Below are 26,458 nucleotides of genomic sequence, written 5' to 3' on the forward strand. Positions count from 1 at the left end.
GCAGTGCCCAGGTGGCGGAATTGGTAGACGCGCTGGTTTCAGGTATCAGTGATCGCAAGATCGTGGAAGTTCGAGTCTTCTCCTGGGCACCAAATTCAAAAAACCGAGCCAATGGCTCGGTTTTTTATTGCCTGCGAAAAAGTACCGCAGAGCCTGGTGAACACCAGGCCCCACGCAGCCAGTCTCATACTTTGAACTGCCCCAGGCTGCCCTTGAGCTGACCCGCCAGGCCATCGAGCACCCGACCGCTATTGGCCGTTGCCGCCACCGCCTCGGCCGCACGCTGGGCTTCGGCATGGATCACCTCGACCCGCCCACGCACCGCATCGGCACCTTCGGCCTGGTGCGCCGCCGCCTGAGTCGCCGTATTGATGGCGCCATGTACGTCCTCCACGGAGCGCTGCACCGCCTGCTGGATTCGCGCACTCTCGCGCAGCGCCGCCAGGCCCTGATCGGCCTGTTGCCCAGCCTGGCCGACCGCCTCGACCGCTTCGCGCGCTCCCTGCTGCAGGGCGACGATATGCGACTGGATATCGCCGGTGGACTGCTGGGTCTTGCTGGCCAACGCCCGCACTTCGTCGGCCACCACGGCAAAACCGCGGCCGCTCTCGCCCGCCCGTGCCGCCTCGATGGCCGCGTTGAGGGCCAACAGGTTGGTCTGCTCGGCGATCGAACGGATCACCGTGAGCACCACCTCGATCTGTTCGCTCTGCTTGGCCAGCCGCTCGATGACCGCCGCCCCGGCATCGACCCGCTGCACCAGCTCTTCGATGGAGCTGCCGACCCGATTGGCGATCGCGGCATTTTCCTGGGTCGATTGGCGAATGGCTTCGACCCGCTGCAGCGCCTCCTGCATGGCGCGGCTCTCCGCCTGGGCCTCGTCGGCCATCGCCGCCAGTGCCTGCAAACTGGCCGCCACCTCGTCACGCTGGCGCTCGGCGGCCGCCTCCGCCGCGGCACTGCGGGTGCTCAGGGCACTGATCTCCTGCCCGGTGCGCACCGCCACTTCGCCCGCCTCACGAACGATGGGCTGCAGCTTGGCGACGAACCGATTGACCGCCGAAGCCATTTCGCCCACCTCGTCACGGCTGTCGATTTCGATTCGCCGGGTCAGATCCCCCTCGCCGGCGGCCAGATCGTCGAGCGCCGCGATCAGGGTACGCAGGCGCACCACCACGCGGCGCCCCAGCACGATGGCCAGCGCCAGCAGCACCCCCAAACCGACCACCGCAAGGCCCAACCCGATGCGCCAGCGCAAGTTGGCGGCAGCGGCATCCACCGCCACATTGGTATTGGTCGCCATGCCCTGGGCGGCCTGCTGTGCCGATGCCAGACGCTGCGACAGCGCCTTGGCACTGTCCGTGGAAGCACCGGCCAGGCTATCGGCGACCAATTGCCCACCGCTGGCCAGCAAGGCCTCGAACCGCTTGTCCACAGCCACCAGTTCGGCATCGATGGCGGCCGTGGAGACGCCCATCAGCACCTTGCCGATTTCCACATCGTTGGGACTGATGCTGGCTTCGACGAAATACACCTTGGGGTCGGTCTTGGCCGCATTGATCACCTTGTCCAGGGCACGCTCGCCCTCCCCCCTGTCGAGCAAGCTCTTGATCTGCTCGTTCTGGCGGTTGAGGTAACGGGTCAGATGGTTACCCTCGGCGTCGTCGTAGATCACGAATAGCACGTTGGGGTTACGCTGCGCACGGCGGGCGAATTCCGACAGTGCGGGAATATCGGAATCCCACATGGCCCGCGGCGCCACGGCGGCGAGCAGCTGCGCCAGATCATTGGCGGAATCACGCAGACTGCGCTCGAGACTGGCGCGGATCTGCACCCGCTCTTCGCCGAGACGGCTCGACAACCCGGCCGACAGGCTCTCGCGGGTACGCACCGAAAGCCCACCCAGGCTTGCCGAAACCTCCTGGTTGGCCTGTTCCAGCTCGCTTGCCAGGCGCTGGGAGTCACTGCCCAACTGGCGCTCCAGATCGGTCACCAGACCGTCCACGGTACTGCGAGTCAGGGCCAGCACCAGCAGCACCTGAACCAACAAGGCCACGCCCAGGGCAATGAACACGGGCAACAGCAGGCGACTACGCAACAGCGATAACACAGCGATCACGGGCAAATCCTCCGACCGCCAGGGGAGCGGCAACTTCAGGGGTAGGATCAAGACGAAGCAAGGCGCGTGCCGGGTAGCGGCACATCGCCAGATTGCGCCGCGCCCTGGCGCCCGTCAAACGAAAAACGGGCCGCCCAAGGGCGACCCGTTTCGTTTACCGACCCAAGGCTCGGAACGAGCCCTCGCCACTCAGGCGAACGGGTGACGCAGCACGATGGTCTCGTTGCGATCCGGGCCGGTGGAGATGATGTCGATCGGCGCGCCGACCAGCTCTTCCAGGCGCGAGATGTAGGCACGGGCATTGGCGGGCAGTTCGTCCAGGGTCTTGGCGCCCAGGGTCGACTCGCTCCAGCCCGGCATCTCTTCGTACACCGGCTCCAGGCCGATGTAGCTGTCGGCATCGGTCGGCGCATCGATGACCGCACCGTTGTCGTTCTTGTAACCCACGCAGATGCGGATGGTTTCCAGGCCGTCGAGCACGTCCAGCTTGGTCAGGCACAGGCCCGAGATGCTGTTGACGTCAATGGCGCGACGCAGGATCACCGCATCGAACCAGCCGCAGCGACGAGCACGGCCGGTGGTGGCACCGAACTCGTGGCCACGCTTGGCCAGGAAGGCGCCGATGTCATCGAACAGCTCGGTCGGGAACGGGCCGGAACCGACGCGGGTGGTGTAGGCCTTGGTGATACCGAGGATGTAGTCGATGTACATCGGGCCAACACCGGAACCGGTGGCGATACCGCCGGCGGTGGTGTTGGAGCTGGTGACGTACGGGTAGGTGCCGTGGTCGATGTCCAGCAGCGAGCCCTGGGCGCCTTCGAACATGATGTCCTTGCCGGCGCGACGCAGGTTGTGCAGCTCGGCGGTGACGTCGAGCATCATCGGCTTGAGCTGCTCGGCGTATGCCATGCACTGATCCAGGGTTTCCTGGAAGTCGATGGCCGGCTCCTTGTAGTAATTCACCAGCTGGAAGTTGTGGTAATCCAGCAGCTCGCCGAGCTTGGCGGCGAAGCGTTCGCGGTGGAACAGGTCACCGATGCGCAGGCCACGACGGGCGACCTTGTCCTCGTACGCCGGGCCGATGCCGCGGCCGGTGGTGCCGATCTTCAGCTCGCCACGGGCCTTCTCGCGCGCCTGGTCCAGGGCCACGTGATAGGACAGGATCAGCGGGCAGGACGGGCTGATGCGCAGGCGCTCGCGCACCGGTACGCCCTTCTCTTCCAGCTTGGTGATCTCGCGCAGCAGGGCGTCGGGGGCGACCACCACGCCGTTGCCGATCAGGCACTGCACGCCTTCGCGCAGCACACCCGACGGAATCAGGTGCAGTACGGTCTTCTCGCCGTCGATCACCAGGGTGTGACCGGCGTTGTGGCCGCCCTGGTAGCGCACGACGGCGGCGGCATGTTCGGTCAGCAGATCGACGATCTTGCCCTTGCCCTCATCACCCCACTGGGTGCCCAGGACGACGACATTCTTACCCATGATACTTGTCCTCTTCGCGCAAGCTTGAGCCGGTCACGGCCGGCGAAAGTAAATCAGAATAGACGACCCCGTGGGCCACTCAGTCCAGCGCCAGCACCTGCCAGCGACCGTCGTGCAATACCAGTTGGCGATCGCAGCGCGCCTGCGCCGCCTCACCCAGTTCCTGCCCCGGCAGCGCCTGCACCACGCGCTCACCATCGGCACGCAAGCGGCGAACCGCCTGCCACAGGTAGACGTCATGGCTGTCCGGTGCCCAGATACCCGCCGGCTCTTCGCCAAGGGGCATGTGGCCGAGCGTCACCAGCGTCTTCAGGTCGGTGGAGAAACCGGTAGCCGGCCGGGCACGGCCGAAGTCGGCGCCGATGTCGTCGTAACGCCCGCCCTGGGCGATGGCCTGCCCCACGGACGGTACGAACGCGGCGAACACCACGCCGGTGTGGTAGTGGTAACCGCGCAGCTCGCCCAGGTCGAAATACAGCGGCAGCTCCGGGTAGCGCAGCTCCAGCGCATCGGCGATGGCCACCAGCTCATCCAGGGCGGCATGCACGTCGTCCGGCGCATCGACCAGGCAGGCCTGGGCCAGATCCAGCACGTCGCGACTCCCGCACAGCTCGGCCAGGGCGCGCAGCATGCGGCGCAACGAGTCGGGCAGCGCCTCGGTGAGCGCATCGATCTCGTCCATGGCCTTGCGCTGCAGGGCGTCGAACAGCTGCTGCTCGGCTTCACCGGAGAGTTCGGCGGCACGCACCAGGCCGCGGTAGATACCGACGTGACCCAGGTCCATGTGCACGTCCGGCACGTCGGCCAGCTCCAGGGTGTCGACCAGCAGGCTGATCACTTCGACATCGCTGGCCGGGCTGGCGTCGCCGTACAGCTCGGCGCCCAGCTGGATCGGGCTGCGCGAGGTGGTCAGCGCCCGCGGCTGCGCATGCAGCACGCTGCCGGCGTAGCACAGACGGCTCGGGCCCTCACGGCGCAGGGTGTGCGCATCGATGCGCGCGACCTGCGGGGTGATGTCGGCACGAAAGCCCATCTGCCGGCCGGACAGCGGATCGGTCACCTTGAAGGTGCGCAGATCCAGGTCCTGGCCCGCGCCGGTGAGCAGCGATTCCAGGTACTCGATGTGGGGGGTAACCACGAATTCATAACCCCAGCGCTGGAACAGATCCAGCACCTGACGACGCGCGATTTCGATGCGCGCCGCTTCCGGGGGCAATACTTCTTCGATCCCATCTGGCAGCAGCCAGCGGTCTACCGTTGCCATTTCGCCATTTCCCTCTTGATTCGGGCGGCACAAGCCTTCAGTGAAGCGGATGGAAAGCCGAGCCCAGCAACAGGCCGGTCGACTCCAGGAACGGGCATCGAGACGATCAGAGATTTGATTGCACGAAGCCCCCACGCCAGCGGCGCGGAAAGGGGCAAGGTCAGGGACCTTGAAAGACAGAACGTAACGCTCAGTTCGTGCCGCATGATTCCCACAGGCGCAAAAAAGCCGGGATTTTCCCGGCTGCCGCATCATACCACGCCAAAAGCCTCAAGCCGCAAGCTTCACACGACAAGCGAACACTCGGCATCGCTTGCGGCGTTTGGCTTGCGGCTCAGGGGCCGCGTTATGGCTTGGACTTCTCCAGGTAACGGAAGAAATCGCTGCTCGGATCCAGCACCAGCACGTCACGCTTGTCGGCGAAGCTCTCGCGATAGGCGTTCAGGCTGCGATAGAAGGAGTAGAACTCCTGATCCTGGCCATAGGCCCTGGAGTAGATGGCAGCGGCCTGGGCATCACCCTCACCGCGCAATTCCTCGGCCTGGCGATAGGCCTCGGCGAGAATCACGCGCTGCTGACGATCGGCGTCGGCACGAATGCCTTCTGCCAGCTCCTTACCCTTGGCACGGTGCTCACGGGCCTCGCGCTCACGCTCCGAGCTCATCCGATCGAAAACGCTGCGATTGACTTCCTTGGGCAGGTCGATGGCCTTGACGCGAACGTCCACCACCTCGATACCCAGTTCACGCTGCGCCGCACGGTTCAGCGAAGCGGTCACGTCAGCCATCAGCGCGTCACGCTCGCCGGACACCGACTCGTGCAGGGTGCGCTTACCGAACTGGTCGCGCAGCGATGCCTCGAGACGACGGGACAGACGCTCGTCGGCGATCTGCTTCATGCCCGAGGTCGCGGTGTAATAACGCTCGGCATCCAGCACGCGCCACTTGGCGTAGGCATCGACCATCAGCGCCTTCTTCTCGAGGGTCAGGAAGCGCGAGTTGACGGTATCCAGGGTCAGCAGGCGGGCATCGAACTTGCGCACCTGGTTGACGTAAGGAATCTTCATGTGCAGACCCGGCTGCACGTCCGCCTCGACGATTCGCCCGAACTGCAGCAATACCGCCCGCTCGGTCTGCGCCACGATGTAGAAGCTGCTCCACGCCACCAGGGCCAGCACCACGCCTGCGATCAGGGTCACCAGTGATTTATTGCTCATCAACGGCTCTCCCTTGTACGCACGTCTGCCTGCCCGACGTTGTTGCCAACGCGTGCGCCGAGATCGGCAGCGCCGGCACCGGCCGCGCCGGACGACGGATTACTGCTGCCACCACGGCTGTCGATCATCTTGTCCAGCGGCAGATAGAGCAGGTTGTTCTGCCCCTTGTCGCCGGTTACCAGAACCTTGCTGGTGTTGCTCATCATCTGCTGCATGGTGTCCAGGTACAGACGCTCACGGGTGACTTCCGGAGCCTTGCGGTACTCGGCCACCAGCGCGGTGAAACGATCCGCCTCACCCTGGGCGCGGGAGATCACTTCGTCACGGTAACCGCTGGCATCCTCGATCAGACGCTGGGCCTGACCACGGGCTTCCGGCACCACGCCGTTGGCGTAGGTTTCCGCCTGGTTCTTCTCACGCTGCTCGTCTTCACGGGCGCGGATCACGTCATCGAAGGCTTCCTGCACTTCACGCGGCGCCGCCGCGCTCTGCAGGTTCACCTGGGTCACGGTGATACCGGTGCGGTAGGTGTCGAGGAAACGCTGCAGACGCTCACGCACATCGCCGGCCATCTGCTCACGACCTTCGGTCAGCACCTGGTCCATCTCGGTGGAACCCACGACGTGGCGCACGGCGCTGTCGGTGGCGTGCTGCAGGCTGGTTTCAGGCATGTCGACGTTGAGCACGAAATCCTGCAGGTTGCTGATCTTGTACTGAACGGTCAGAGGTACTTCGATGATGTTCTCGTCTTCGGTCAACATCTGCCCCTGCTTGCTGTAAGCACGCTCGCGGGTGACGTTTTCCTGGAACTTGCGATCGATCGGCGGGAAATAGATGTTCAGGCCCGGCCCGACCGTCTCGTGGTACTTGCCGAAACGCAGCACGACGGCCTGCTCCTGCTCATCGACCACATAGATAGCGTTGTACAGCCAAAAAGCGCCCACGACGGCCAGTGCAACGAACAGCAGGCCGAAACCGCCACCCTTGCCCCTGGAACCATTGTTGTCACTGCCGCGTTTGTTGCCGCCACCGAACACCCCATTGAGTTTGTCCTGCAGCTTGCGGAAGGCTTCGTCAAGATCCGGTGGTCCCTTGCGGTCGCCGCCACCACCGCCGCCGTTGCCACGACGGCCGCCGCCACCCCAGGGATCCTGATTGTTCGAGTTGCCACCCGGCTCATTCCAAGCCATAGCGCTCTCCATACTGATAAAGCAAAGACGCGCCAACGGCGCGCCCACCAATGCTACAGAATGCCTGCTTCCAGCGGCAAAATCACCGCTGCGGGCTTTATTGCAAAGTGTGTTGCTCGATGAACTCGAGTGGCTGCAGGCCCTCGCGGCTGACCAGACGGTTGAGTTCGACCCGCGGAATGCGCACCTGCAACAGGCTGCTGCCGTCCTGCGCATAGGACTCCTGCAGCACGGCGCCCAGTTCAAAGAATTGCGCCCGCAAGCGCGCCAGGCGCTGCGGCAACTGCAGCGTGGCGACAAACAGGTCGTCACCGAGCAGCTCGGCGACCGCCTGCTTGAGCAGGGGCAAGCCACGACCATCACGCGCCGACAGCCAGACCCGCTCAGGACGCCCATCGGCATTGCGCTGAATCTGCGGCTCGACGCCCTCGAGCAGGTCGAGCTTGTTGTACACCTCGAGCACCGGCAGGTCCTGGGCGCCGATTTCGCCAAGCACCGCGAGCACCTGCTCGATCTGCGCGTCGCGCTCCGGCTCGTGGGAATCGATCACGTGCAGCAGCAGATCGGAGTTGCTCGATTCTTCGAGGGTGGCGCGAAACGCCTCGACCAGCTTGTGCGGCAGGTGACGGATGAAGCCCACGGTATCGGCCAGCACCACCGGGCCCAGGTCGTCCAGTTGCAGACGGCGCAGGGTCGGATCGAGGGTGGCGAACAGCTGATCCGCCGCATAGACCTCGGATTCGGTCAGGGCGTTGAACAGCGTGGACTTGCCGGCGTTGGTGTAGCCGACCAGCGAGACGGAAGGAATGTCCGCCCGCTTGCGGCCACGGCGTGCCTGCTCGCGCTGGCTGCGCACCTTTTCCAGCTTCTGCTTGATCTGGCGAATGCGCACGCGCAACAGGCGGCGGTCGGTTTCCAGCTGGGTTTCACCCGGGCCGCGCAGACCGATACCACCTTTCTGCCGCTCGAGGTGAGTCCAGCCACGCACCAGGCGCGTGCTCATGTGATCGAGCTGGGCCAGCTCGACCTGCAACTTGCCTTCGTGGGTACGGGCGCGCTGGGCGAAGATATCGAGAATCAGCCCGGTACGATCCAGCACACGGCACTCGAACATGCGCTCGAGGTTACGTTCCTGGCTGGGCGTGAGGACATGATTGAAGATGACCAGGTCGGCCTCATGGGCCTTGACCTGGTCACGCAGCTCTTCCACCTTGCCGCTACCGATGAGGAACTTCGCCGTGGGCCGGCTGTTCGGCACACTGAAGAACGCCACGGTATCGGCACCGGCGGAAAGCGCCAGTTCGTGAAACTCCTGGGGATCCTCGCTCGCCTCGGTGTTCTGACTATCCAGATGAACCAGGATGGCCCGTTCACCCCCTTCATGGCGCTCGAAGAACAATGCGACCCCCTGGTTTAGACGTTGCCGGGCTCGGACTCAGCCTGATCGGACTCGGACGCGCTTGGCAGGCGAACCGGACGGCTCGGTACCACGGTGGAGATCGCGTGCTTGTAGACCATCTGGCTGACGGTGTTCTTCAGCAGGATGACGAACTGGTCGAAGGATTCGATCTGGCCCTGCAGCTTGATGCCGTTGACCAGGTAGATGGAAACCGGGACGCGCTCCTTCCGCAGGGTGTTGAGGTAAGGGTCTTGTAGCGAATGCCCTTTTGACATGTGCCGCACTCCTAAATGAATCGATAATTGAATAGTGTTTGAACGGTTGCTTAGCCTGTGAACGGCTTTGGCACGCCTTCCCCCAAGGATAGACGGCCCGCGGCAAGGTCTCAGCTCAATATGGAGACCGTTGCCATGTATTTCAAGGCACGTGGCAGATTGTCGCAAGAAAGACTGTCCAGCCAGTGCACATTTTCCCAACTGCGTAACCAGGTGAACTGCCGCTTGGCCAACTGGCGGGTGGCAATGATGCCGCGCTCGCGCATCTGAGCCGCAGTGAGTCGCCCTTCCAGATGATCCCACACCTGCCGGTAGCCCACCGCCCTGATAGACGGCATTTCGCCGTGCAGGTCACCTCGCCGCTGCAGGCGTTCGACCTCGGCGACGAAGCCCTGTTCCAGCATCAGATCAAATCGGTTGGCGATTCGTTCGTGGAGAATCTGCCGCTGCGCAGGCGCTATGGCCAGCTGCGCGACAGTATAAGGCAAGCCGCCGTCCTGCGCGGCCGCTTCGCTCTGTTGGGCACGCAGCTGGGTCATGGTCACGCCGCTGACCCGGAACACTTCCAGGGCGCGCACCAGACGCTGCGGATCGTTCGGATGAATGCGCGCCGCCGACTGCGGATCCACCGCCTGCAGCTCGGCGTGCAGCGCCGCCAACCCCTCACGCTCGGCACGCGCCTCGAGTTCGCCACGCACCTGTGCATCGGCGCCCGGCATATCGGCCAGGCCCTCGAGCAGCGCCTTGTAATACAGCATGGTGCCGCCCACCAGCAGGGGAATACGCCCCCGTGCGGTGATGTCGGCCATGGCCGCCAGGGCATCACGGCGGAAATCGGCCGCCGAGTAGGCTTCGGCCGGATCGCGAATATCCACCAGGTGATGGGGAAAGGCGTCGAGGGTGGCCCGGTCCGGCTTGGCCGTGCCGATGTCCATGCCGCGATAGACCAGCGCCGAGTCCACGCTGATCAGCTCGCAGGGCAGCACCCGCGCCAGGGCCAGGGCCAGATCGGTCTTGCCGGAAGCGGTCGGGCCCATCAGAAAGATGGCGGGAGGAAACGAAGACATCAGTACGACTCAAATGAACGGCGGCCCATTTTCCCGGCATGGCCCGCCTGCCGCAAGCGCGGCGCCCAAGTTATCAGGCCGTTGCAAAACCCAGGCTAGGCGGCAGGACAAGGCATGGCAAAAGCGGCCGATAGCGCGCAGTTCACCCGTTGTAAACGAACATCTTGGCGGGGCGCCTAGCTTGGCTGACACTCGGCGCCGTTCTCGACGCAGCATTGCCAGCTCAGGAGTTTTTTCAGCGGCCTGTTACTGGCCGCGCAGGAACAATTTGTCCAACTGGTCCAGGCTCATCTGCGTCCAGGTCGGCCGGCCGTGGTTGCACTGGCCGCTGCGTTCGGTCTGCTCCATGTCACGCAGCAGGCCGTTCATTTCCGGCAGGGTCAGGCGGCGGTTGGCGCGTACGGCGCCGTGACAGGCCATGGTCGCCAGCAACTCGTTGAGGTGCGCCTGGATGCGGTCGCTGGTGCCGTACTCGAGCAGATCGGCCAGCACGTCGCCCACCAGGCGCGTTGCCTCGGCCTGCTTGAGCAGCGCCGGAATCTGCCGGATCGCCAGGGTTTCCGGGCCCAGGCGCTGCAACTCGAAGCCCAGCTTCTGGAACCACTGGCCGTGCTCCTCGGCGCAATCCGCTTCGCGCTGGCTCACCGCGATGGATTCGGGCACCAGCAGCGGCTGGCCGCGCAGCCCCTCGCTGGCCATCGCTACCTTGAGGCGCTCGTACATGATGCGCTCGTGGGCCGCGTGCATGTCGACGACCACCAGGCCGTGGGCGCTTTCCGCAAGTATGTAGATGCCCTTGAGCTGGGCGATGGCGTAGCCGAGGGGCGGGATATCGCCCTGCTGCTCCGGCAAGGTGACAGGCGCCGCGCCCGCTGGCAGCGGCGCAAAGAACTCGCGGTAAACGCCCTGGGCCTCTGCCGCGGGAAGCGGCGACTCGCTGCGCGGGCCCTGATAGCCGGCGCCCGGCGAGCGCCAGACCGACTCCACGGGGCGCTCGAGCACGCTGGCGGACAAGCCTATTTCGCCCTGGGGGCCGAACTCGCCCGCCGCCTGGCCGGTTGGCCGCAACACGCTTTCCACGGCAGCCGGGGTGGCCAGCTGATCCTCGGGCCGCACCTCACCGAGCGCGCGGTGCAGGGTGCCATACAGGAAGTCGTGGACCATGCGCCCTTCGCGGAAGCGCACTTCGTGCTTGGTGGGGTGCACGTTGACGTCGACGGCCGTCGGGTCGATCTCCAGGAACAACACGAAGGTCGGGTGGCGGCCGTTGAACAACACGTCGCGATACGCCTGACGCACCGCGTGGGCGACCAGCTTGTCGCGCACCATGCGCCCGTTCACGTAGAAATACTGCAGATCCGCCTGGCTGCGCGAGAAGGTCGGCAACCCGACCCAGCCCCACAGATGCAGGCCGTTACGCTCGATATCGATGGGCAGCGCCTGTTCCAGAAACCCGGCGCTGCACACGGAGGCGACACGCCGGGCGCGGCTGACGTCATCGTTGGCTTCATGCAGGGTCAAGACGTTCTTGCCGTTGTGGCGCAGGTGGAAGGCCACGTCGAAGCGCGCCAGCGCCAGGCGCTTGATGACTTCCTGCAAGTGATCGAACTCGGTCTTCTCGGCCTTGAGGAACTTGCGCCGTGCCGGGGTATTGAAGAACAGGTCGCGCACTTCCACCGAGGTACCGACCGGGTGGGCCGCCGGCTGCACGCGCGGCTGCATGTCGCGGCCTTCGGTTTCAACCTGCCAGGCCTGGTCGGCATCGGCGGTGCGCGAGGTCAGGGTCAGCCGGGCCACCGAACTGATCGACGCCAGCGCCTCACCCCTGAAGCCCATGCTCATCACCTGCTCGAGATCCTCGAGCTCGCGAATCTTGCTGGTGGCATGCCGCGCCAGGGCCAGCGGCAGGTCATCGGCGGCGATGCCGCGACCATCGTCGCGCACGCGCAGCAGCTTCACGCCGCCCTGTTCGACATCCACTTCGATGCGCCTGGCGCCGGAGTCCAGGCTGTTCTCCAACAGCTCCTTGACCACCGATGCCGGGCGCTCGACCACCTCACCGGCGGCAATCTGGTTCGCCAGCCGCGGGCTGAGCAGCTGGATACGGGCCATTTCGCTCATGGCTGGGCAGCCAGCGAGGTCGCCGGGATATGCAGCGTCTGGCCGACCTTGATCACATCGGACTTCAACGAGTTGGCACTGCGCAGATTGGCCAGGCTGACCTGGTAGCGCTGGGCGATCAGCGCCAGGCTTTCGCCGGAGGCGACCACATGCTCACGGGGCCCCTGGGCAATCTTGCCGTTGTCGCGCAGCCAGGCGATATAGGTGCCGGGCGGCGGATTCTGTTCGAAGAACTGTTTCACACCAGTGACGATGGAGCGTGACAGGTTCTGCTGATGACTGGCCGAGTGCAGCTTGCGCGCTTCGCTGGGGTTAGAGATGAAGCCGGTCTCCACCAGGATCGACGGAATGTCCGGCGACTTCAGCACCATGAAGCCGGCCTGTTCGACGCGGCGCTTGTGCAGCGGCGTGACCTGGCCCATCTGGCCGAGCACCTTCTGCCCGACGTTGAGGCTGGACGACAGCGACGCGGTCATCGACAGGTCGAGCAGCACGCCGGCGAGCATGCGGTCCTTGTCTTCGAGGCTGACGTTGCCGGCACCACCGATCAGGTCGGACTGGTTTTCGGCATCGGCCAGCCAGCGCGCGGTTTCCGAGGTGGCGCCGCGGTCCGACAGCGCGTAAACCGAAGCGCCGAAGGCCGCCGCCCGTGGCGCCGCATCGGCGTGAATGGAAACGAACAGATCGGCGCCCTTCTTGCGGGCGATCTCGGTGCGCTTGCGCAGCGGAATGAAATAGTCGCCGGTGCGCACCAGCTCGCCCCGGAAACCCTTCTGGGCGTTGATCTGACGCTGCAGTTCCTTGGCGATGGACAGGGTCACGTTCTTCTCGAACTGGCCCTTGGTCGGGCCCAGTGCACCCGGGTCCTCGCCACCATGGCCGGCGTCGATGGCGATCACGATATCGCGCTTGCCGCCGGGCACCGGTGCCAGCTTGGGTGGTGCCTGGGTCGGCGTGACCGGCACCGGTGGCGCACTGGCGGTGGTGGTGGACGGCAGGCTGGGCGCCGCGTCCGAGGCCTGATCGAACAGGTCGACCACCAGGCGGTTGCCATACTGCTGATTGGGCGCCAGGGTGAAGCTCTTGGGCGTGACCTGGGCCGACAGGTCGATGACCACCCGCAGGTCGTCCGGCGTACGCTGCGCCGAGCGCACGGCGGTGATCGGCGTGTTGCTCAGGGCGAGCTTGTCCAGCGCGGTGACCAGCTTGGCACCGCTGATGTCGATGACGATGCGGTCCGGCGCCGTCAGGGTGAAGACGCTGTGCTGCACCGGGCCGGACAGGTCGAAGACCAGGCGCGTGTTGTCCGGTGCGCGCCACAGGCGAACACTGCGCACATCCGACGCGGCCCACACATCGGCAGCCATGGCCGCCAACATCAGCCCGACCGCGATCATTCGCGCGCCTATGCGCATACCCGCCCCCACTCTCTTGTTCATGCTCCGGGTGCCAAGACGGCACACCAGCGTTCACCCTTCGCGCTATGACTGCGAAGCAGCAGCGACCGGCCACCCGCTCGCGGGCTAATGGTAATGTCAAGGTCGGCCTTTGGCAAAACGCCGGCACCCCGCTGGGGCCACTCGATCAGGCACAGGGCGTCGCCCTCGAAGTAATCGCGAATGCCGAGAAACTCCAGCTCCTCGGGATCGACCAGGCGATAGAGATCGAAATGGAAGGCGCGAACCTCGCCGATCTCGTAGGGCTCGACCAGGGTGAACGTGGGGCTTTTCACCGCGCCACGGTGGCCGAGGCCTTGCAGGATGCCCCGTGACAGCGTGGTCTTGCCGGCGCCCAGATCGCCTTCCAGGTAAATCACGCCGCGCCCACCGGTGGCGACGGCAATGCGCGCGCCGAGCGCCAGCATGGCGTCTTCATCGGCGGCGAACAGTTCTATTTCCGACAAGCGGCTCGCTCCTGTAGCAAATGGCGGATAGCGTCGCACAGATCGCCCGCCGCCAGACCATTTCCTTTTTGTGCCAATGACTCACCCGCGCCAGCGTGTACCCACACCCCCAGACAGGCTGCCTGCCATGCGCTGCAGCCCTGGGCGATCAGGGCACCGATCAAGCCCGCCAGTACATCGCCCAGGCCGGCGCCGGCCATCACCGGGTCACCGCGATCACACACCAGCAGACGACCGGCCGGATCGGCGACCAGGGTGCCGGCGCCTTTGAGTACGCAGATCACCTCATGGCGCTGGGCCAGCGCCCTGGCCGCTGCAGGCCGATCGGCCTGCAGCGCTGCCGTCGAGATGCCCAGCAGGCGTGCCGCTTCGCCGGGGTGCGGAGTGATCACGCTGCCGGGCGCAATACGCGCTGCGCCCGCCGCCAGCAGATTGAGTGCATCGGCATCCCAGACCTGGGCGCCTCCAGCGGCGACCGCCGCCGACAACAGGCTGCGCCCCCAGGCGCCCTGGCCAAGGCCGGGCCCGACGACCCACACGGTGATCTTGTCAGCGAGCGCATGCAACTGATTGGCCGAGGCGACCGCCAGGCTCATCACCTCGGGCAGGCGCGTTTGCGCGGCGCCGATATGTTCCGCGCGGGTGGCCAGGGACACCATGCCGGCGCCGCTGCGCAGCGCGCTCTGCGCCGAGAGCAGCGCCGCGCCGCCAGTCCCCTGATCACCGCCGACCACCAGCAGGTGGCCGAGTTGGCCCTTGTGGGTGGTCGGCTGGCGGGCCGGCACCCGGGGCAGCAGGTCACCCGCCAGGCGCCGTGCAGCGGATTGCTGCTTGGCGACGATTTCGGCATCCGCCTGCAACGCATCGAACACCACACGGCCGACATGATCGAGCGCCGGGCCGACGTACAGGCCGAGCTTCAAGCCGATCAGGGTGACGGTGAGCTGCGCCTTTACCGCAGCGCCCAGCACCTGCCCGGTATCGGCGCAAATCCCCGAAGGAATATCCACGGCCACTACCGGGCAGCCACTGCGATTGACCCAGTCGATAGCCGCCCCGTAGGGCTCGCGCACCTCGCCGGCCAGGCCCGTGCCGAGTAGCGCATCGACCAGCACACCCTGCGGCTCGAAATCGGCCTGCCAGGCCAGCACCTCGACACCGGCCGCCAGGGCCTCGTCATAAGCCAGGGCGGCGTCGCCGTGCAACCGTCGCGGCTCGTCCACGGCCAGCACCCGTACCTGCCAGCCGGCGCGCTGGGCCAGCGCTGCCACCAGATAGCCGTCCCCAGCATTGTTGCCGTGCCCGGCCAGCACGGTCACCGCGCCAGCCTCCGGCCATTCGCGGCGCAGGGCCCGCCAGATGGCGTGGGCGGCGCGCTGCATCAGCTCGAAACCTGGCGTGCCGGCCGCGATCAGCGCGGCATCCAGCGCCCGCACCTGGGCGGCGCTGTAGAGCGTGAGGGGAAGATCGTCTGATGAATGCCGCATGCCTGAGCTCCGATGTCTGGCAGAATTATACGCCGCCTACTGCAGATTCCCGCCCAGCATGACCGACGCCACGCTCGACCTCGCCAGCCTCGCCCAGTCCATCAAGGACTGGGGCCGTGAGCTGGGCTTCCAGCAGGTGGGCATCAGCGGCCTGGAGCTGGGCGAGCACGAAGCCCACCTGCAGCGCTGGCTGGATGCCGGCTACGGGGGCGAGATGGACTATATGGCCGCGCATGGCCGCAAACGTTCACATCCCGACGAGCTGGTGCCCGGCACCCTGCGCGTGGTCTCGCTGCGCATGGACTACCTGCCCGGCGACACGCAGATGGCCCAGCGCCTGCAGGAGGCGGAAAAAGCCTATGTGTCGCGCTACGCCCTGGGCCGCGACTACCACAAGCTGATCCGCAAGCGCCTGCAACAGCTGGCCGAACGGATCCAGCAGGCCATCGGTCCCTTTGGCTACCGCGCCTTCGTCGACAGCGCACCGGTACTGGAGAAGGCCATCGCCGAGCAGGCTGGGCTCGGCTGGATCGGCAAGAACACCCTGGTGCTCAATCGCAAGGCCGGCAGCTACTTCTTTCTCGGCGAGCTGTTCGTCGACATCCCGTTGCCAGAGGACGCGCCCCACGCCAGCGAACATTGCGGGCGCTGCAGCGCCTGCCTGGACATCTGCCCGACCGCCGCCTTCGTCGGCCCCTATGTGCTCGATGCACGGCGCTGCATCTCCTACCTGACCATCGAGCTCAAGGGGCCGATCCCGGAAGAGCTGCGCGCGCCCATCGGCAACCGGGTGTTCGGCTGCGACGACTGCCAGATGGTCTGCCCCTGGAACCGCTTCGCCAAACCTACCGAGCAGAGTGATTTCCAGCCGCGGCACAGCCTGGACAATGCCGAGCTGGCCGAGCTGTTTCGCTGGAGCGAGGAGGAGTTTCTCAGCCGCACCGAAGGCTCACCGCTGCGCCGCGCCGGGTACGAGCGCTGGCTGCGCAACCTGGCCGTCGGCCTGGGCAACGCGCCGTCGAGCATTCCGGTACTGGAAGCGCTGCAGGCGCGTCGCGACTATCCGTCGGAGCTGGTGCGCGAGCATGTGCAGTGGGCGCTGGCGCAGCACGCCCAGCGCCAGGAGTGATCAGACCTTGAGCAGGTGCTGGCGGTAGTACCTGAGCTCGGCGATGGACTCGCGGATGTCGTCCAGCGCCTGGTGAGTACCGGTCTTCACGAAGCCTTCCTTGACGCCCGGCGCCCAGCGTTCAGCGAGGATCTTCAGGGTCGAGACATCCAGGTAGCGGTAGTGGAAGTAGGCTTCCAGCGCCGGCATGTACTTGTAGAGGAAGCGGCGATCCTGGCCGATGCTGTTGCCGCAGATCGGCGACTTGCCCTTAGGCACCCACCTTTCCAGAAAGGCGATGGTCTGCGCCTCGGCTTCGGCCTGGCTGATCTTGCTGTCGCGCACGCGCTGGGTCAGGCCGCTCTCGCCATGGGTGCGGGTGTTCCACTCGTCCATCGCCGCCAGGCGCTCGTCGCTCTGGTGCACGGCGATCACCGGGCCTTCGGCCAGCACGTTGAGTTCGCTGTCGGTGACGATGGTCGCCATCTCGATGATGACGTCCGTCTCGGGATCGAGGCCGGTCATTTCCAGGTCGATCCAGATCAGATTCTCTGGGTTCTGCATGCTGCGCTCCTCTTTGGGTTCGTCATTCTAGCCAATCTCCCAGAGCAGCAGGCGTGAATCGCGCCAGTCCCCGAGTTCCACCACACGCTGCGGCACCACGCCGGGAATCTCGAAGGTATTGCTGATCAGCCAGGCGCCCTGCGGCAGCTCGACACGGGCCTTGTCCCACAGCGCGGGCATGGGCGCGGGCGATAGAAAGCAGTAGGCCACGTCCATGGCGCCCAGCTCGGTGCGCCACAGGTTCTGGTAGCGAATCCGGCAATTGCCCTGGCCGAGGCAACGCAGCCAGGCGATGGCGAAGGAGAGCGGCGCGGTTTCCACCCCCGTGAACTGCGCCTGTGGAAAACGCCGCGCCAGCCAGAGCAAGGTGCCGGCCGGGCCGCAGCCCAGGTCGACGAAGCCGAAGCGCTCACCACGCCCCTCCAGCAGGCGCGCCAGTTCATGGCGCGTGCCGGCGCCGGTCAGGTAGAGCGGCACGCGCTCGCCGAAACTGTTCCAGTTGAGCAACAACAACAGCACAAACCCGAGCAGGAACAGCCACGAGGGCAAGGGCGCGCCGCTGGCCAGCAGCAGCCCCGGCACGAACAGCAGGTTCAGCCACCACCACCAGCGCGACAGGCCCAGCCAGCGCGCCAGGCTGGCGCAGAGCAGGCCGTGCAGCAAACCGGCGGCCAAAGGACTGGCACGCCACTCCAATAGCCGGGCAGCAGCAATGATCGCCACGCCCATGGCCAGGGTGACCACCAGCTGGATAAGCAAGGCCAATAAGGCAGGATAGCGTTCGCCCAGGCGGTGCAACGCGCGATAAGAAGCAGCCATGCCGACAGGGCTCGCTGGAAGACGGTTGGGCAGTCTAGCATCCGCAAATTGCCGCTTCTTCAGGCATGCTAGAATCGCTGCCATTTCAAGCGCAGCACGACTCGGAAGCCCCATGGCCAAACGCCAACTCAACCGCCGGCAAAACTGGCGCATCGAAAAGATCCAGGGTGAACGCGCCGCACGCGCCGCCAAGCGCGAATCGCGCATGGTGGAAACCCTGGAAGGGGGCGACCTGGGCCCGGAGCAGACCGGCCTGGTGATCGCCCACTTCGGCGTGCAGGTGGAAGTCGAGGCCACCGACGGCGAGCTCGACGGCCAGGTGTTCCGCTGTTACCTGCGCGCCAACCTGCCGACGCTGGTCACCGGCGACCGCGTGGTGTGGCGCCCGGGCAACCAGGGCAATGGCGTGATCGTCGCCCAGTTGCCCCGCGACACCGAGCTGTGCCGCCCGGATACCCGTGGCCAGCTGAAGCCGGTGGCGGCCAACGTCGATTTGATCGTCATCGTCTTTGCGCCACTGCCCGAGCCCCATGCCAACCTGATCGACCGCTACCTGGTCGCCGCCGAGCACGCCGGCATTCGCCCGCTGCTGCTGCTCAACAAGGCCGACCTGATCGACGCGCAGAACGAAACCGCCCTCAATGCCCTGCTCGGCGTCTATCGCCAGCTGGGTTACCCACTGCTGGAAGTCTCGGCACTGGAAGGCGACGGCATGGAGCAGCTCAAGAAGCAGCTCGACGGCAACATCAGCGTGTTCGTGGGCCAGTCGGGCGTCGGCAAGTCGTCGCTGGTCAACAGCCTGCTGCCGGGCGTCGACACCCGGGTCGGCGCGCTGTCGGAACTGACCGGCAAGGGCACCCACACCACCACCACCGCGCGCCTGTTCCATTTCCCCGGCGGCGGCCAGCTGATCGACTCACCGGGCATCCGCGAGTTCGGCCTCGGCCACGTCAGCCGTGACGATGTGGAGGCGGGTTTCATCGAGTTCGCCGACCTGCTCGGCCATTGCCGCTTCCGCGACTGCAAGCACGACCGCGAGCCCGGCTGCGCGCTACTTAAGGCGCTTGAAGAGGGGCGGATTCAACCGCAGCGGATGAACAGCTACCGGCACATCCTGGCCAGCCTGCCGGAACCGGAGTACTGATCGGCCGGCACGCCGGAGCGCTGGCCGATCACTCGGCCGGCTGATCCACCTTCAGCGCGCCATCCTCGAAGATATTCAGCCGTTCGCGCAACTGGTCATTGGACAGCGGCTCGCCGGCTGGCGCTGCCCCTGCGCCACCCGCCGGTGCGGGATCGGGCGCCAGCGCGCCGCCGCTCTGCTCGCCCTCGATGTCGCGCTGCGCCTTCTTGTTCAGCACCACGATATCGATACGCCGGTTGACCGGGTTGAACGGATCGTCACGGTCGAACAGTGCCGACGACGCATAGCCGACCACCCTCGCCACCTGGGCGTCGTCGTAGCCCGCCGCGATCAGCACGCGCCGCGCCGCGTTGGCGCGGTTGGCCGACAATTCCCAGTTGCCGAAGCCACCCGCCCCGGCAAAAGGCTTGGCATCGGTATGCCCGCTGATGCTGATCTTGTTGGGTACCGCCTTGATGGTGTCGGTCAGGGCGAACAGGATGTCCTCGAAATACGGCTGCAACTGCGCGCTGCCGAGGGCGAACATCGGCCGGTTCTCGGCGTCGACGATCTGGATGCGCAGGCCGTCCTGGGTGATCTCGAAGAGAATCTGATCCTTGAAGCGCTGCAACTGCGGGTCCAGTTCGACCTTGTTCTGCAACTCCTGCAACAGCAACTCCAGGCGCTCGCGCTCGACCTCCTCGGCCTTGGCTTCGGCCTGCTCGGCATCCAGCTCGGCGGGGTCCTTGGGATCGGTATCGGCCTGGTCGCCCGGTGATTCCTGGGGCTGCTCGTTGAGGGTGCGGTCCGGCGACGGCGTCGGCGAGCCACCCAGATCGATCACGTAGGGGCTGGCGCTCTCGGAAAAGCCGATGGGGTCCTTGAAGTAACCGGAAATCAGCTTTTTCTGCTCGGGGGTGGCCGAGGACATCAGCCACATCACCATGAAGAAGGCCATCATCGCCGTGGCGAAGTCGGCAAAGGCGATCTTCCAGGCGCCACCGTGGTGGCCGCCGGCAACCTTTTTGACCCGTTTGACGATAATCGGCTGGTTGTTTTCCATGGTACTTAGCTTCCGCGCATGGCCTGTTCAAGCTCGCTGAAGCTTGGGCGATGCGCCGGATACAGGGTCTTGCGCGAAAACTCCACGGCCAGCGTCGGCGGCATGCCGGAGGCGGATGCCACCAGGCCGGCCTTGATGGCCTCGTAGACGTTCAACTCTTCCTTGGCGTCGTGCTCGAGGGCACCGGCCAGCGGGCCGAAGAAGCCGTAGGAGGCGAGAATGCCGAGAAAGGTACCGACCAGCGCGGTGCCGACCTTTTCACCGATCTGGGCGTTATCCGCTTCGGCCAGGATCGACATGGTGATCACGATCCCCAGTACCGCGGCAACGATCCCCATCGCCGGCATGCCGTCGGCGACCTTCGCCACGGCGTGGGCAGGATGCTCCAGCTCCTCCTTGAGGCCCACCAGTTCCATGTCGAACAGGCCTTCCAGCTCATGGGGCGCCATGTTGCCCGAGGACATGATGCGCAGGTAATCGCAGATGAACGCGACCATTCGCTCGTCACCCAGCACCGCCGGATACTTGCTGAAGATCGGGCTCGCCGCCGGGTCTTCGAGGTCGGCCTCAATGGCCATCATGCCCTCGCGACGCGCCTTGTTGAGGATCTCGTAGAGCAGGCGCAGCACTTCCAGATAATAGTCGTGGGTGAAGCGCGACTTGAACATCTTCAAGGACTTCTTGAAGACGGTCATGAACATGCTGCCCGGGTTGGACTGCAGGAAGGCGCCCAGGGCAGCCCCGCCGATGATCAGCACCTCGAAGGGGTGGACCAGTGCCATGATCTTGCCCCCGGACGCGACGAAACCGCCGAGTACGCAAGCGAATACAACGATGATGCCGATGATTTTGGCCATAGAAGGAAAACTTGAGCAGGTGAAAAGAAAGGGCGACCGCGCGAATCCCCTTCTACTTATCGGAAGATATGCGCCAGACTATAGTCAGTTAAGTCTAAAAAAAGCCATTCTGGCACACCCCCATGGTCGCAAGCACGCCGTTACCGCGCACCCTCGAGGCCTGGCTCAAGCAGCTGGATGGGCAGCTATTGCCCATCGCGGCCGATCATCACCAGCAGGTTCGCCGCGCCCTGGGTGACAGCCGCCGCTCGCTGCGCGAAATCGCCGACCTGATGCAGGACAGCCCGGCACTGGTGCTCAGCGTGCTGCGCGAGGCCAACAGCAAGGGTAGCGCCCTGGGTGAAGCGGCAGAAAGCCTGGAAACGGCACTGACCCGCCTGGGCCTCAAGCGCGCCGAAGAGTTGCTGGCTCGCCTGCCCGCCCGGGCGCTCGCCGACATCCCCGTGCCGCTTCGGCAGATCCAGCTGATCAGCCAGCACGCCGCCTACCAGGCCAATGGCTTGTTCGCCGCACGCCTGGCGCGCCTGTGGCAGGAAATCCACTGGGGCAGCCTGCTGTTTCTGTCGCCGGTGTGGGCCCTGCTGGCCGCCCACCCCCATCTGTTCGAGGCCTGGGAACAGCGGGTGCTGATAGACGGCAAGCCGCCGGTCAAGGTCGAGCGCGACATGCTCGGCGTTTCGCTGTTCGACTTGTGCCTGGCGCTGGCCGAGCGCTGGCGGCTGCCGGCCTGGATCGTCCAGGGCTATCGCCTGCTTATCGATGACCGTCGGCTGCTGGGCAAGGCCCTGTACCTGGCGCGTCGCCATGATGAGCCGCTGCGCCAGCAGCAGGAGCTGGACGCCGACCCGGCCCTGCAGCGCTGGCTCACCCAGCCCGCCAACAGCATCCTGCTGGCCAACGTGATCGCCGTATCGGCCCACAACGCCTGGAGCGGCATCCACACCAGGCGCTGGCACGGGCTCAACAGCCTGTACCTGCAGTTGCCGCTGGCCGACCTGCAACAGCAGATCCACCAGAACGCGGCGCACAGCGCACGGCAGCTGGATACCGTCGGTCTCTGGCACCCCGCCGAAGCCCTGCTGTGGCCGTGGCATGCCCGCCACTTTCAACCGCGCAAGCCGGCGCCCGCGCCGCAGGTGGCTGACTGGCGGCAACTGTGCACCCAACTGCTCGCCCAGCCCTCGGCATTCAACAATGTGCAGCAACTCACCACCTGCGCCCGCCAGGCGGTGCAGGCCGCCGGCATGTCACGGGTGGTGATGCTGCTCGCCGACCGCACCCACACGCGCCTGCAGCTGCAGCAGCACGCCGGCGTGGCCGCCAGCGCCAGCGGCCTGACCCTCGACCCGGCGCAAAGCCAGGTGCTGCGTCGCCTGCTGCAGAAGCCCGCGCAACTGCGCCTGACACCGGCCAATATCGCGCAATTTTCCGCCCTGCTGCCCGGCGACCTGAAAGCCCTGCTGCCCAGCGAACACCTGCTGATTCGCTCCCTGGCCAGCAACGAACGGGTGGTGATGCTGCTGTTCGCCGACCAGGGTGGCCAGCCGATCGGCGACACCGTCGTGCAGGCTTTCACCAAGACCACGCAATGCATCGAGCGCGCGCTGGACACCTTCAGCAAACGTCAGCGTTGAGCACCGCCGTTTTCCGCCATTCTTCTGCGCTACAATCGCGCTCTCAATTCCGCCAACGAGGCCTGTATGACAGCCTTCGACGAACTGCCGCTGGTCATCGAGCCGGCGGATCTCGCCCCGCGACTGCAAGCGCCCGAGCTGATCCTGGTCGACCTGAGCAGCCACTCGCGTTATCTGGACGGCCACATTCCCGGTGCCCGCTTCGTCGACGGCAAACGCACCCAGTCCGGCAAGCCGCCGGCACTCGGCCTGCTGCCCGACCAGGCGCAGCTCGAGCAGCTGTTCAGCGAGCTGGGCCATCACCCACAAGCGACCTACGTGGTCTACGACGACGAGGGTGGTGGCTGGGCCGGTCGGTTCATCTGGCTGCTGGACGTGATCGGTCACTCGCGTTATCACTTCCTCAATGGCGGCCTGACGGCCTGGGAAGCCGAAGACCGGCCGCTGAGCCAGGACACGCCTGCGCCGCAACGCACGCCGGTCTCGCTGTCGCTCAGCGAGGAGCCGACGGCCAGCGCCAGCTACCTGCAGTCGCGCCTGGGCGCCGCCGACCTGGCCATCTGGGACGCACGCTCGGCCGAAGAGTACCGCGGCGAAAAGGTGCAGGCAGCTCGGGGTGGGCACATCCCCGGCGCGATCAACTTCGAGTGGACCGCCGGCATGGACCCCGCCCGCGGCCTGCGCATTCGCCAGAACATCGCCGAACTGCTCGCGCAGCGCGGGTTGAGCGCCGACAAGGAAATCATCACCCACTGCCAGAGCCATCGCCGCTCCGGCTTCACCTACCTGGTCGCCAAGGCCCTGGGCTACCCGCGGGTCAAGGCCTACGCCGGCTCCTGGGGCGAGTGGGGCAACCTGCCCGACACACCTGTCGAACGTTGAGCTCGACCTGACTGTCCATTCTCATATGCCCGGCATGCATCGCCGGGCAGCCAAGGAATAACGATGAAAGAACGCCTGTTTATCCTCAGCCAGCACCTGACCCCGCACCACCTGCTGTCGCGCCTGATCGGCTGCGCCGCGGAGTGCCGCGCTGCCTGGTTCAAGAATCGCCTGATCGGCTGGTTCGCCAGGCAGTACCAGGTCGACATGAGCGAGGCACAGGTCGAAGACCTCACCGCCTACGAGCACTTCAACGCCTTCTTCACCCGTGCCCTGAAAGAAGGCGCGCGGCCGCTGGACAACCAGCCCGGTGCCGTTCTGTGCCCCGCCGACGGTGCGATCAGCCAGCTGGGCCGCATCGAACATGGCCGGGTGTTCCAGGCCAAGGGCCACAGCTACAGCGTGACCGAACTGCTGGGCGGCGACAGCGCGCGCGCCGCCCCCTTCATGGGCGGCGACTTCGCCACCGTGTACCTGTCGCCCAAGGACTATCACCGCGTGCACATGCCGCTGGCCGGCACCCTGCGCGAGATGATCTACGTGCCGGGCCGGCTGTTCTCGGTGAACCAGACCACCGCGGAAAACGTACCCGAGCTGTTCGCCCGCAACGAGCGCGTGGTGTGCCTGTTCGACACCGAACGCGGGCCGATGGCCGTGGTGCTGGTCGGCGCGATGATCGTCGCCTCCATCGAAACCGTATGGGCCGGGCTGATCACGCCGCCCAAGCGCGAGTTGAAGACCGTGCGCTACGACGAAGCCGCGCGGGCACCGATCAGCCTGGAAAAAGGCGCCGAGCTGGGCCGCTTCAAACTGGGTTCCACGGCTATCGTGCTGTTCGGCCCCGAGCAGGTGAAATGGGCCGAGGAACTGGGTGCCAACAGCCCGGTGCGCATGGGCCAACTGCTCGGCCAGTGAACCGCGCCCCCGTCCCGCAGCCCCGGCCCGTGGCGCGGCAAAGGCTGCGATGATGGCCGGATGCTGCTAGAGTCGCTTCACCCCTAACGAATGAATCGCTCGAATGCTGGCGCTGGAGTAACGAAGCTAGATGGATAAACAGAGCCCCCACCTTTTGCTCCGCGTCCCGACGCCGACCAAGCAGGGCCTGACTTTCTGCGACGCCACGCCACGCGACCTGAAACGCTGGATCGCCGGCCTGCCCAAGGCCAATATCGGCGAAACCGCCCGGCAGCTGTACCAGGCGCTGATCGAGCTCAACCAGTTGCTGACCCCGTCTGACAACCGCATCCAGTTGCTCGAGCTGCTGCGCCCCGAGGTGTATTTCGTCTGCCAGCACCTGGAGCGCCACTTTCTCAACCAGGCCATCGTGCTCGATGAGCGCCCGCGCAAGGTCGCCAACCTCTGCCAGGCGCTGCAGAACCACCTGGCCATCGGCTACAAGTTGATCATCTCGCGCCTGGCCGCGCAGCCGAATCGCGAGCGCAACGCGCTGCTCGGCATGGCCCTGCAGCGGGCCGTGCACAGCCTCAACGGCCCGTTGATCCGTACCAGCCAGCTGTATTGCCCGGTGCCCGAAGGCCTCTGGCTGGAGCTGCACCAGCTCTACCTGATCGCCCGGCGCCACGAGCTGCACAAGGTGGTGATTCGCGACCCGCTGGCCCGCCATACCCAAGGGCTGAGCGTCGAACAGGGTTACATCGTCGCCCTGCTGATCGGTTGCTCGCGCTGCAACCAGATGCGCCAGAGCGCCATCGCCCGCCTCGCCGAAGCGCTGGAGGCCTGGAGCACGCTGGTCAACCTGCAGGCCGGCGGCCAGCCGAGCAGCATCTTTGCCGTGGCGCCGCAGCTGGATGGCCCGCCCCGCTACACTTCGCTGTTCCAGCCGAGCGAGCTGCAGGGCGCCCTGGGTATCGATCCGACCCCGCTGGTCAACGCCATCAAGGATCACCTGGCGCTGCTCCCCGAAGAGCGTCCCCGCTCGCGCCTGCCGGTGCCCGAAGGCTTCAGCGTGGACATGCTGCAGCACGCCGCCGCGGCCTGGGGCGATATTTCCGAGCGCACCTTCCAGCGCACCCAGGGTACCGGCAGCATGACCCTGTGCATCGGCATGAGCGCCCTGAACTATTACCTGGCCAATGGCCGCGCATTCAGCGAGATTCTCAAGCAGCAGGTCGACACCACCGCTTCGTTCAAGCCACTGAGCGGCGAGCCCGACGTCTGGGCCAGCGCCCACGACGCACGCCGGGTCAACGACTGGGACAATGGCTTGCCCTTCGAAGAAATCGAATACCCCAAGCCCGCGTCCGAGCAGGATGAACAAGCCAACGCAGGTGAAAACTACCCGACCTTCGTGCTGGCCATCGTCAACCACAGCCCCGGCGGCTACTGCCTGTCGTGGCCCAAGGAAGTGCCCAGCCAGCTGCAGGCCGGCGAGATTCTCGGCATCCGCGACAACCCCCAGCAGGGCTGGAGCGTCGCCGTGGTGCGCTGGATCCGCCAGGTACGCGGTGGCGGCACGCAGATGGGCATCGAGCTGATCGCCCCCCACGCGCAATCCTGTGGCCTGCAACTGGTGCGCAAGGCCGAGCAGAACAGCCAGTACCTGCGCGCCCTGCTGCTGCCGGAAATCGCCGCCATCTCCCGGCCGGCCACGCTGATCACCCCGCGCCTGCCGTTCCAGGAAGGCAGCAAGGTGCTGATCAACATCAATGGCAAGGAGCGCCGTGCGGTGCTCAGCCAGAAGCAGGTCAGCACCGGCAGTTTCAGCCAGTTCGAGTACCACGATCTGGAGCAGAAAACCACGGATCACGCGACCTCCGTCACAGCCTCCGGCACCCAGCGCCCAGCCGGGGAGGAAGACTTTGACTCACTCTGGAAGTCGCTGTAGATTGCCGGGAAACCCTTAATTTCCCGCCCTCTTCTGCTGT

General features: G+C 65.8%; 22 protein-coding genes, 1 tRNA gene and 1 pseudogene. 7 read left to right on the forward strand and 17 right to left on the reverse strand.

Annotated elements, in window-relative coordinates; genetic code table 11:
• Window positions 1-5 precede the first annotated feature (5 nt).
• Window positions 6-92, forward strand: a tRNA-Leu gene (locus K8U54_RS07765).
• Window positions 93-184: 92 nt separating this feature from the next.
• On the opposite strand, the gene K8U54_RS25320 is transcribed toward K8U54_RS07765, so the two are convergent.
• From K8U54_RS25320 to K8U54_RS07825, 13 genes and pseudogenes are all read right to left on the reverse strand, one after another.
• Window positions 185-1,069, reverse strand: a complete 885-nt coding sequence (locus tag K8U54_RS25320) for a methyl-accepting chemotaxis protein (protein WP_434060018.1) — start codon at window positions 1,067-1,069, stop codon at window positions 185-187.
• A 21-nt stretch (window positions 1,070-1,090) separates the two neighbouring features.
• A pseudogene (locus K8U54_RS25325) lies at window positions 1,091-1,747 on the reverse strand (methyl-accepting chemotaxis protein); the annotation flags it as partial.
• Window positions 1,748-2,308: 561 nt separating this feature from the next.
• Window positions 2,309-3,601, reverse strand: a complete 1,293-nt coding sequence (locus K8U54_RS07775) for an adenylosuccinate synthase (RefSeq protein ID WP_249909589.1) — start codon at window positions 3,599-3,601, stop codon at window positions 2,309-2,311.
• Between the two features lie 79 nt (window positions 3,602-3,680).
• A complete protein-coding gene (locus K8U54_RS07780; RefSeq protein WP_249909590.1) occupies window positions 3,681-4,865 on the reverse strand; it encodes an ATP phosphoribosyltransferase regulatory subunit in 1,185 nt (394 codons plus the stop codon).
• A 346-nt stretch (window positions 4,866-5,211) separates the two neighbouring features.
• On the reverse strand, window positions 5,212-6,081 hold the full coding sequence (hflC, locus tag K8U54_RS07785; RefSeq protein WP_249909591.1) for a protease modulator HflC: 870 nt from the start codon (window positions 6,079-6,081) through the stop codon (window positions 5,212-5,214).
• Window positions 6,081-7,271 carry an FtsH protease activity modulator HflK gene (hflK, locus tag K8U54_RS07790; RefSeq protein ID WP_249909592.1) on the reverse strand — a complete coding sequence of 397 codons (1,191 nt, stop codon included), beginning with the start codon at window positions 7,269-7,271 and terminating at the stop codon, window positions 6,081-6,083. The genes hflC and hflK overlap by 1 nt, the downstream gene beginning before the upstream one ends.
• A 97-nt stretch (window positions 7,272-7,368) precedes the next feature.
• Entirely contained in the window at window positions 7,369-8,670 is a 1,302-nt protein-coding gene (gene hflX / locus K8U54_RS07795; RefSeq protein WP_249909593.1) for a ribosome rescue GTPase HflX, read from the reverse strand.
• A gap of 14 nt (window positions 8,671-8,684) precedes the next feature.
• On the reverse strand, window positions 8,685-8,945 hold the full coding sequence (hfq, locus tag K8U54_RS07800) for an RNA chaperone Hfq (protein ID WP_013793183.1): 261 nt from the start codon (window positions 8,943-8,945) through the stop codon (window positions 8,685-8,687).
• A 110-nt stretch (window positions 8,946-9,055) separates the two neighbouring features.
• Window positions 9,056-10,012, reverse strand: coding sequence for a tRNA (adenosine(37)-N6)-dimethylallyltransferase MiaA (gene miaA / locus K8U54_RS07805; RefSeq protein ID WP_249909594.1), 957 nt, complete (start codon window positions 10,010-10,012; stop codon window positions 9,056-9,058).
• Window positions 10,013-10,258: 246 nt separating this feature from the next.
• Entirely contained in the window at window positions 10,259-12,133 is a 1,875-nt protein-coding gene (gene mutL / locus K8U54_RS07810) for a DNA mismatch repair endonuclease MutL (RefSeq protein ID WP_249909595.1), read from the reverse strand.
• Window positions 12,130-13,560 carry an N-acetylmuramoyl-L-alanine amidase gene (locus K8U54_RS07815; RefSeq protein ID WP_249910417.1) on the reverse strand — a complete coding sequence of 477 codons (1,431 nt, stop codon included), beginning with the start codon at window positions 13,558-13,560 and terminating at the stop codon, window positions 12,130-12,132. Before K8U54_RS07815 ends, mutL begins: the two co-directional genes overlap by 4 nt.
• Window positions 13,561-13,568: 8 nt before the next feature.
• Window positions 13,569-13,997 (reverse strand): tRNA (adenosine(37)-N6)-threonylcarbamoyltransferase complex ATPase subunit type 1 TsaE, encoded by a 429-nt coding sequence (tsaE, locus tag K8U54_RS07820; protein ID WP_434060019.1) that lies wholly within the window; start codon window positions 13,995-13,997, stop codon window positions 13,569-13,571.
• Window positions 13,998-14,023: 26 nt separating this feature from the next.
• On the reverse strand, window positions 14,024-15,523 hold the full coding sequence (locus K8U54_RS07825; protein ID WP_249909597.1) for an NAD(P)H-hydrate dehydratase: 1,500 nt from the start codon (window positions 15,521-15,523) through the stop codon (window positions 14,024-14,026).
• 58 nt (window positions 15,524-15,581) lie between these two features.
• On the opposite strand from K8U54_RS07825, the gene queG reads away from it, so the two are divergent.
• The gene (gene queG / locus K8U54_RS07830; RefSeq protein WP_249909598.1) at window positions 15,582-16,652 is read left to right on the forward strand and encodes a tRNA epoxyqueuosine(34) reductase QueG; all 1,071 of its coding nucleotides are present in this window, start codon (window positions 15,582-15,584) and stop codon (window positions 16,650-16,652) included.
• Here queG and orn read toward each other — a convergent pair whose 3' ends face one another.
• Both orn and K8U54_RS07840 read right to left on the reverse strand, forming a co-directional pair.
• A complete protein-coding gene (orn, locus tag K8U54_RS07835; protein WP_249909599.1) occupies window positions 16,653-17,195 on the reverse strand; it encodes an oligoribonuclease in 543 nt (180 codons plus the stop codon). It abuts the gene before it with no gap.
• Window positions 17,196-17,222: 27 nt separating this feature from the next.
• Window positions 17,223-18,014, reverse strand: coding sequence for a class I SAM-dependent methyltransferase (locus K8U54_RS07840; RefSeq protein ID WP_249909600.1), 792 nt, complete (start codon window positions 18,012-18,014; stop codon window positions 17,223-17,225).
• A 112-nt stretch (window positions 18,015-18,126) separates the two neighbouring features.
• Between K8U54_RS07840 and rsgA the strand changes: the two genes are divergently transcribed.
• Window positions 18,127-19,158: a small ribosomal subunit biogenesis GTPase RsgA gene (gene rsgA / locus K8U54_RS07845; protein WP_249909601.1), complete on the forward strand. Its 1,032-nt coding sequence runs from the start codon at window positions 18,127-18,129 to the stop codon at window positions 19,156-19,158.
• Between the two features lie 28 nt (window positions 19,159-19,186).
• Here rsgA and motB read toward each other — a convergent pair whose 3' ends face one another.
• Window positions 19,187-20,200 carry a flagellar motor protein MotB gene (motB, locus tag K8U54_RS07850; RefSeq protein ID WP_249909602.1) on the reverse strand — a complete coding sequence of 338 codons (1,014 nt, stop codon included), beginning with the start codon at window positions 20,198-20,200 and terminating at the stop codon, window positions 19,187-19,189.
• A 5-nt stretch (window positions 20,201-20,205) separates the two neighbouring features.
• A complete protein-coding gene (motA, locus tag K8U54_RS07855; RefSeq protein ID WP_249909603.1) occupies window positions 20,206-21,057 on the reverse strand; it encodes a flagellar motor stator protein MotA in 852 nt (283 codons plus the stop codon).
• Window positions 21,058-21,179: 122 nt separating this feature from the next.
• Between motA and K8U54_RS07860 the strand changes: the two genes are divergently transcribed.
• From K8U54_RS07860 to K8U54_RS07875, 4 genes are all read left to right on the forward strand, one after another.
• Window positions 21,180-22,691 carry an HDOD domain-containing protein gene (locus K8U54_RS07860; protein WP_249909604.1) on the forward strand — a complete coding sequence of 504 codons (1,512 nt, stop codon included), beginning with the start codon at window positions 21,180-21,182 and terminating at the stop codon, window positions 22,689-22,691.
• Between the two features lie 66 nt (window positions 22,692-22,757).
• Complete coding sequence (locus K8U54_RS07865) at window positions 22,758-23,573, forward strand: rhodanese-like domain-containing protein (RefSeq protein WP_249909605.1); 816 nt, start codon at window positions 22,758-22,760, stop codon at window positions 23,571-23,573.
• A gap of 57 nt (window positions 23,574-23,630) precedes the next feature.
• A complete protein-coding gene (asd, locus tag K8U54_RS07870) occupies window positions 23,631-24,488 on the forward strand; it encodes an archaetidylserine decarboxylase (protein ID WP_249910418.1) in 858 nt (285 codons plus the stop codon).
• Between the two features lie 130 nt (window positions 24,489-24,618).
• Window positions 24,619-26,418, forward strand: a complete 1,800-nt coding sequence (locus K8U54_RS07875; protein WP_249909606.1) for a molecular chaperone — start codon at window positions 24,619-24,621, stop codon at window positions 26,416-26,418.
• Window positions 26,419-26,458: the final 40 nt, after the last annotated feature.

The organism is Pseudomonas fulva (genome assembly GCF_023517795.1).
Taxonomy (GTDB): Bacteria; Pseudomonadota; Gammaproteobacteria; order Pseudomonadales; family Pseudomonadaceae; genus Aquipseudomonas; species Aquipseudomonas fulva_D.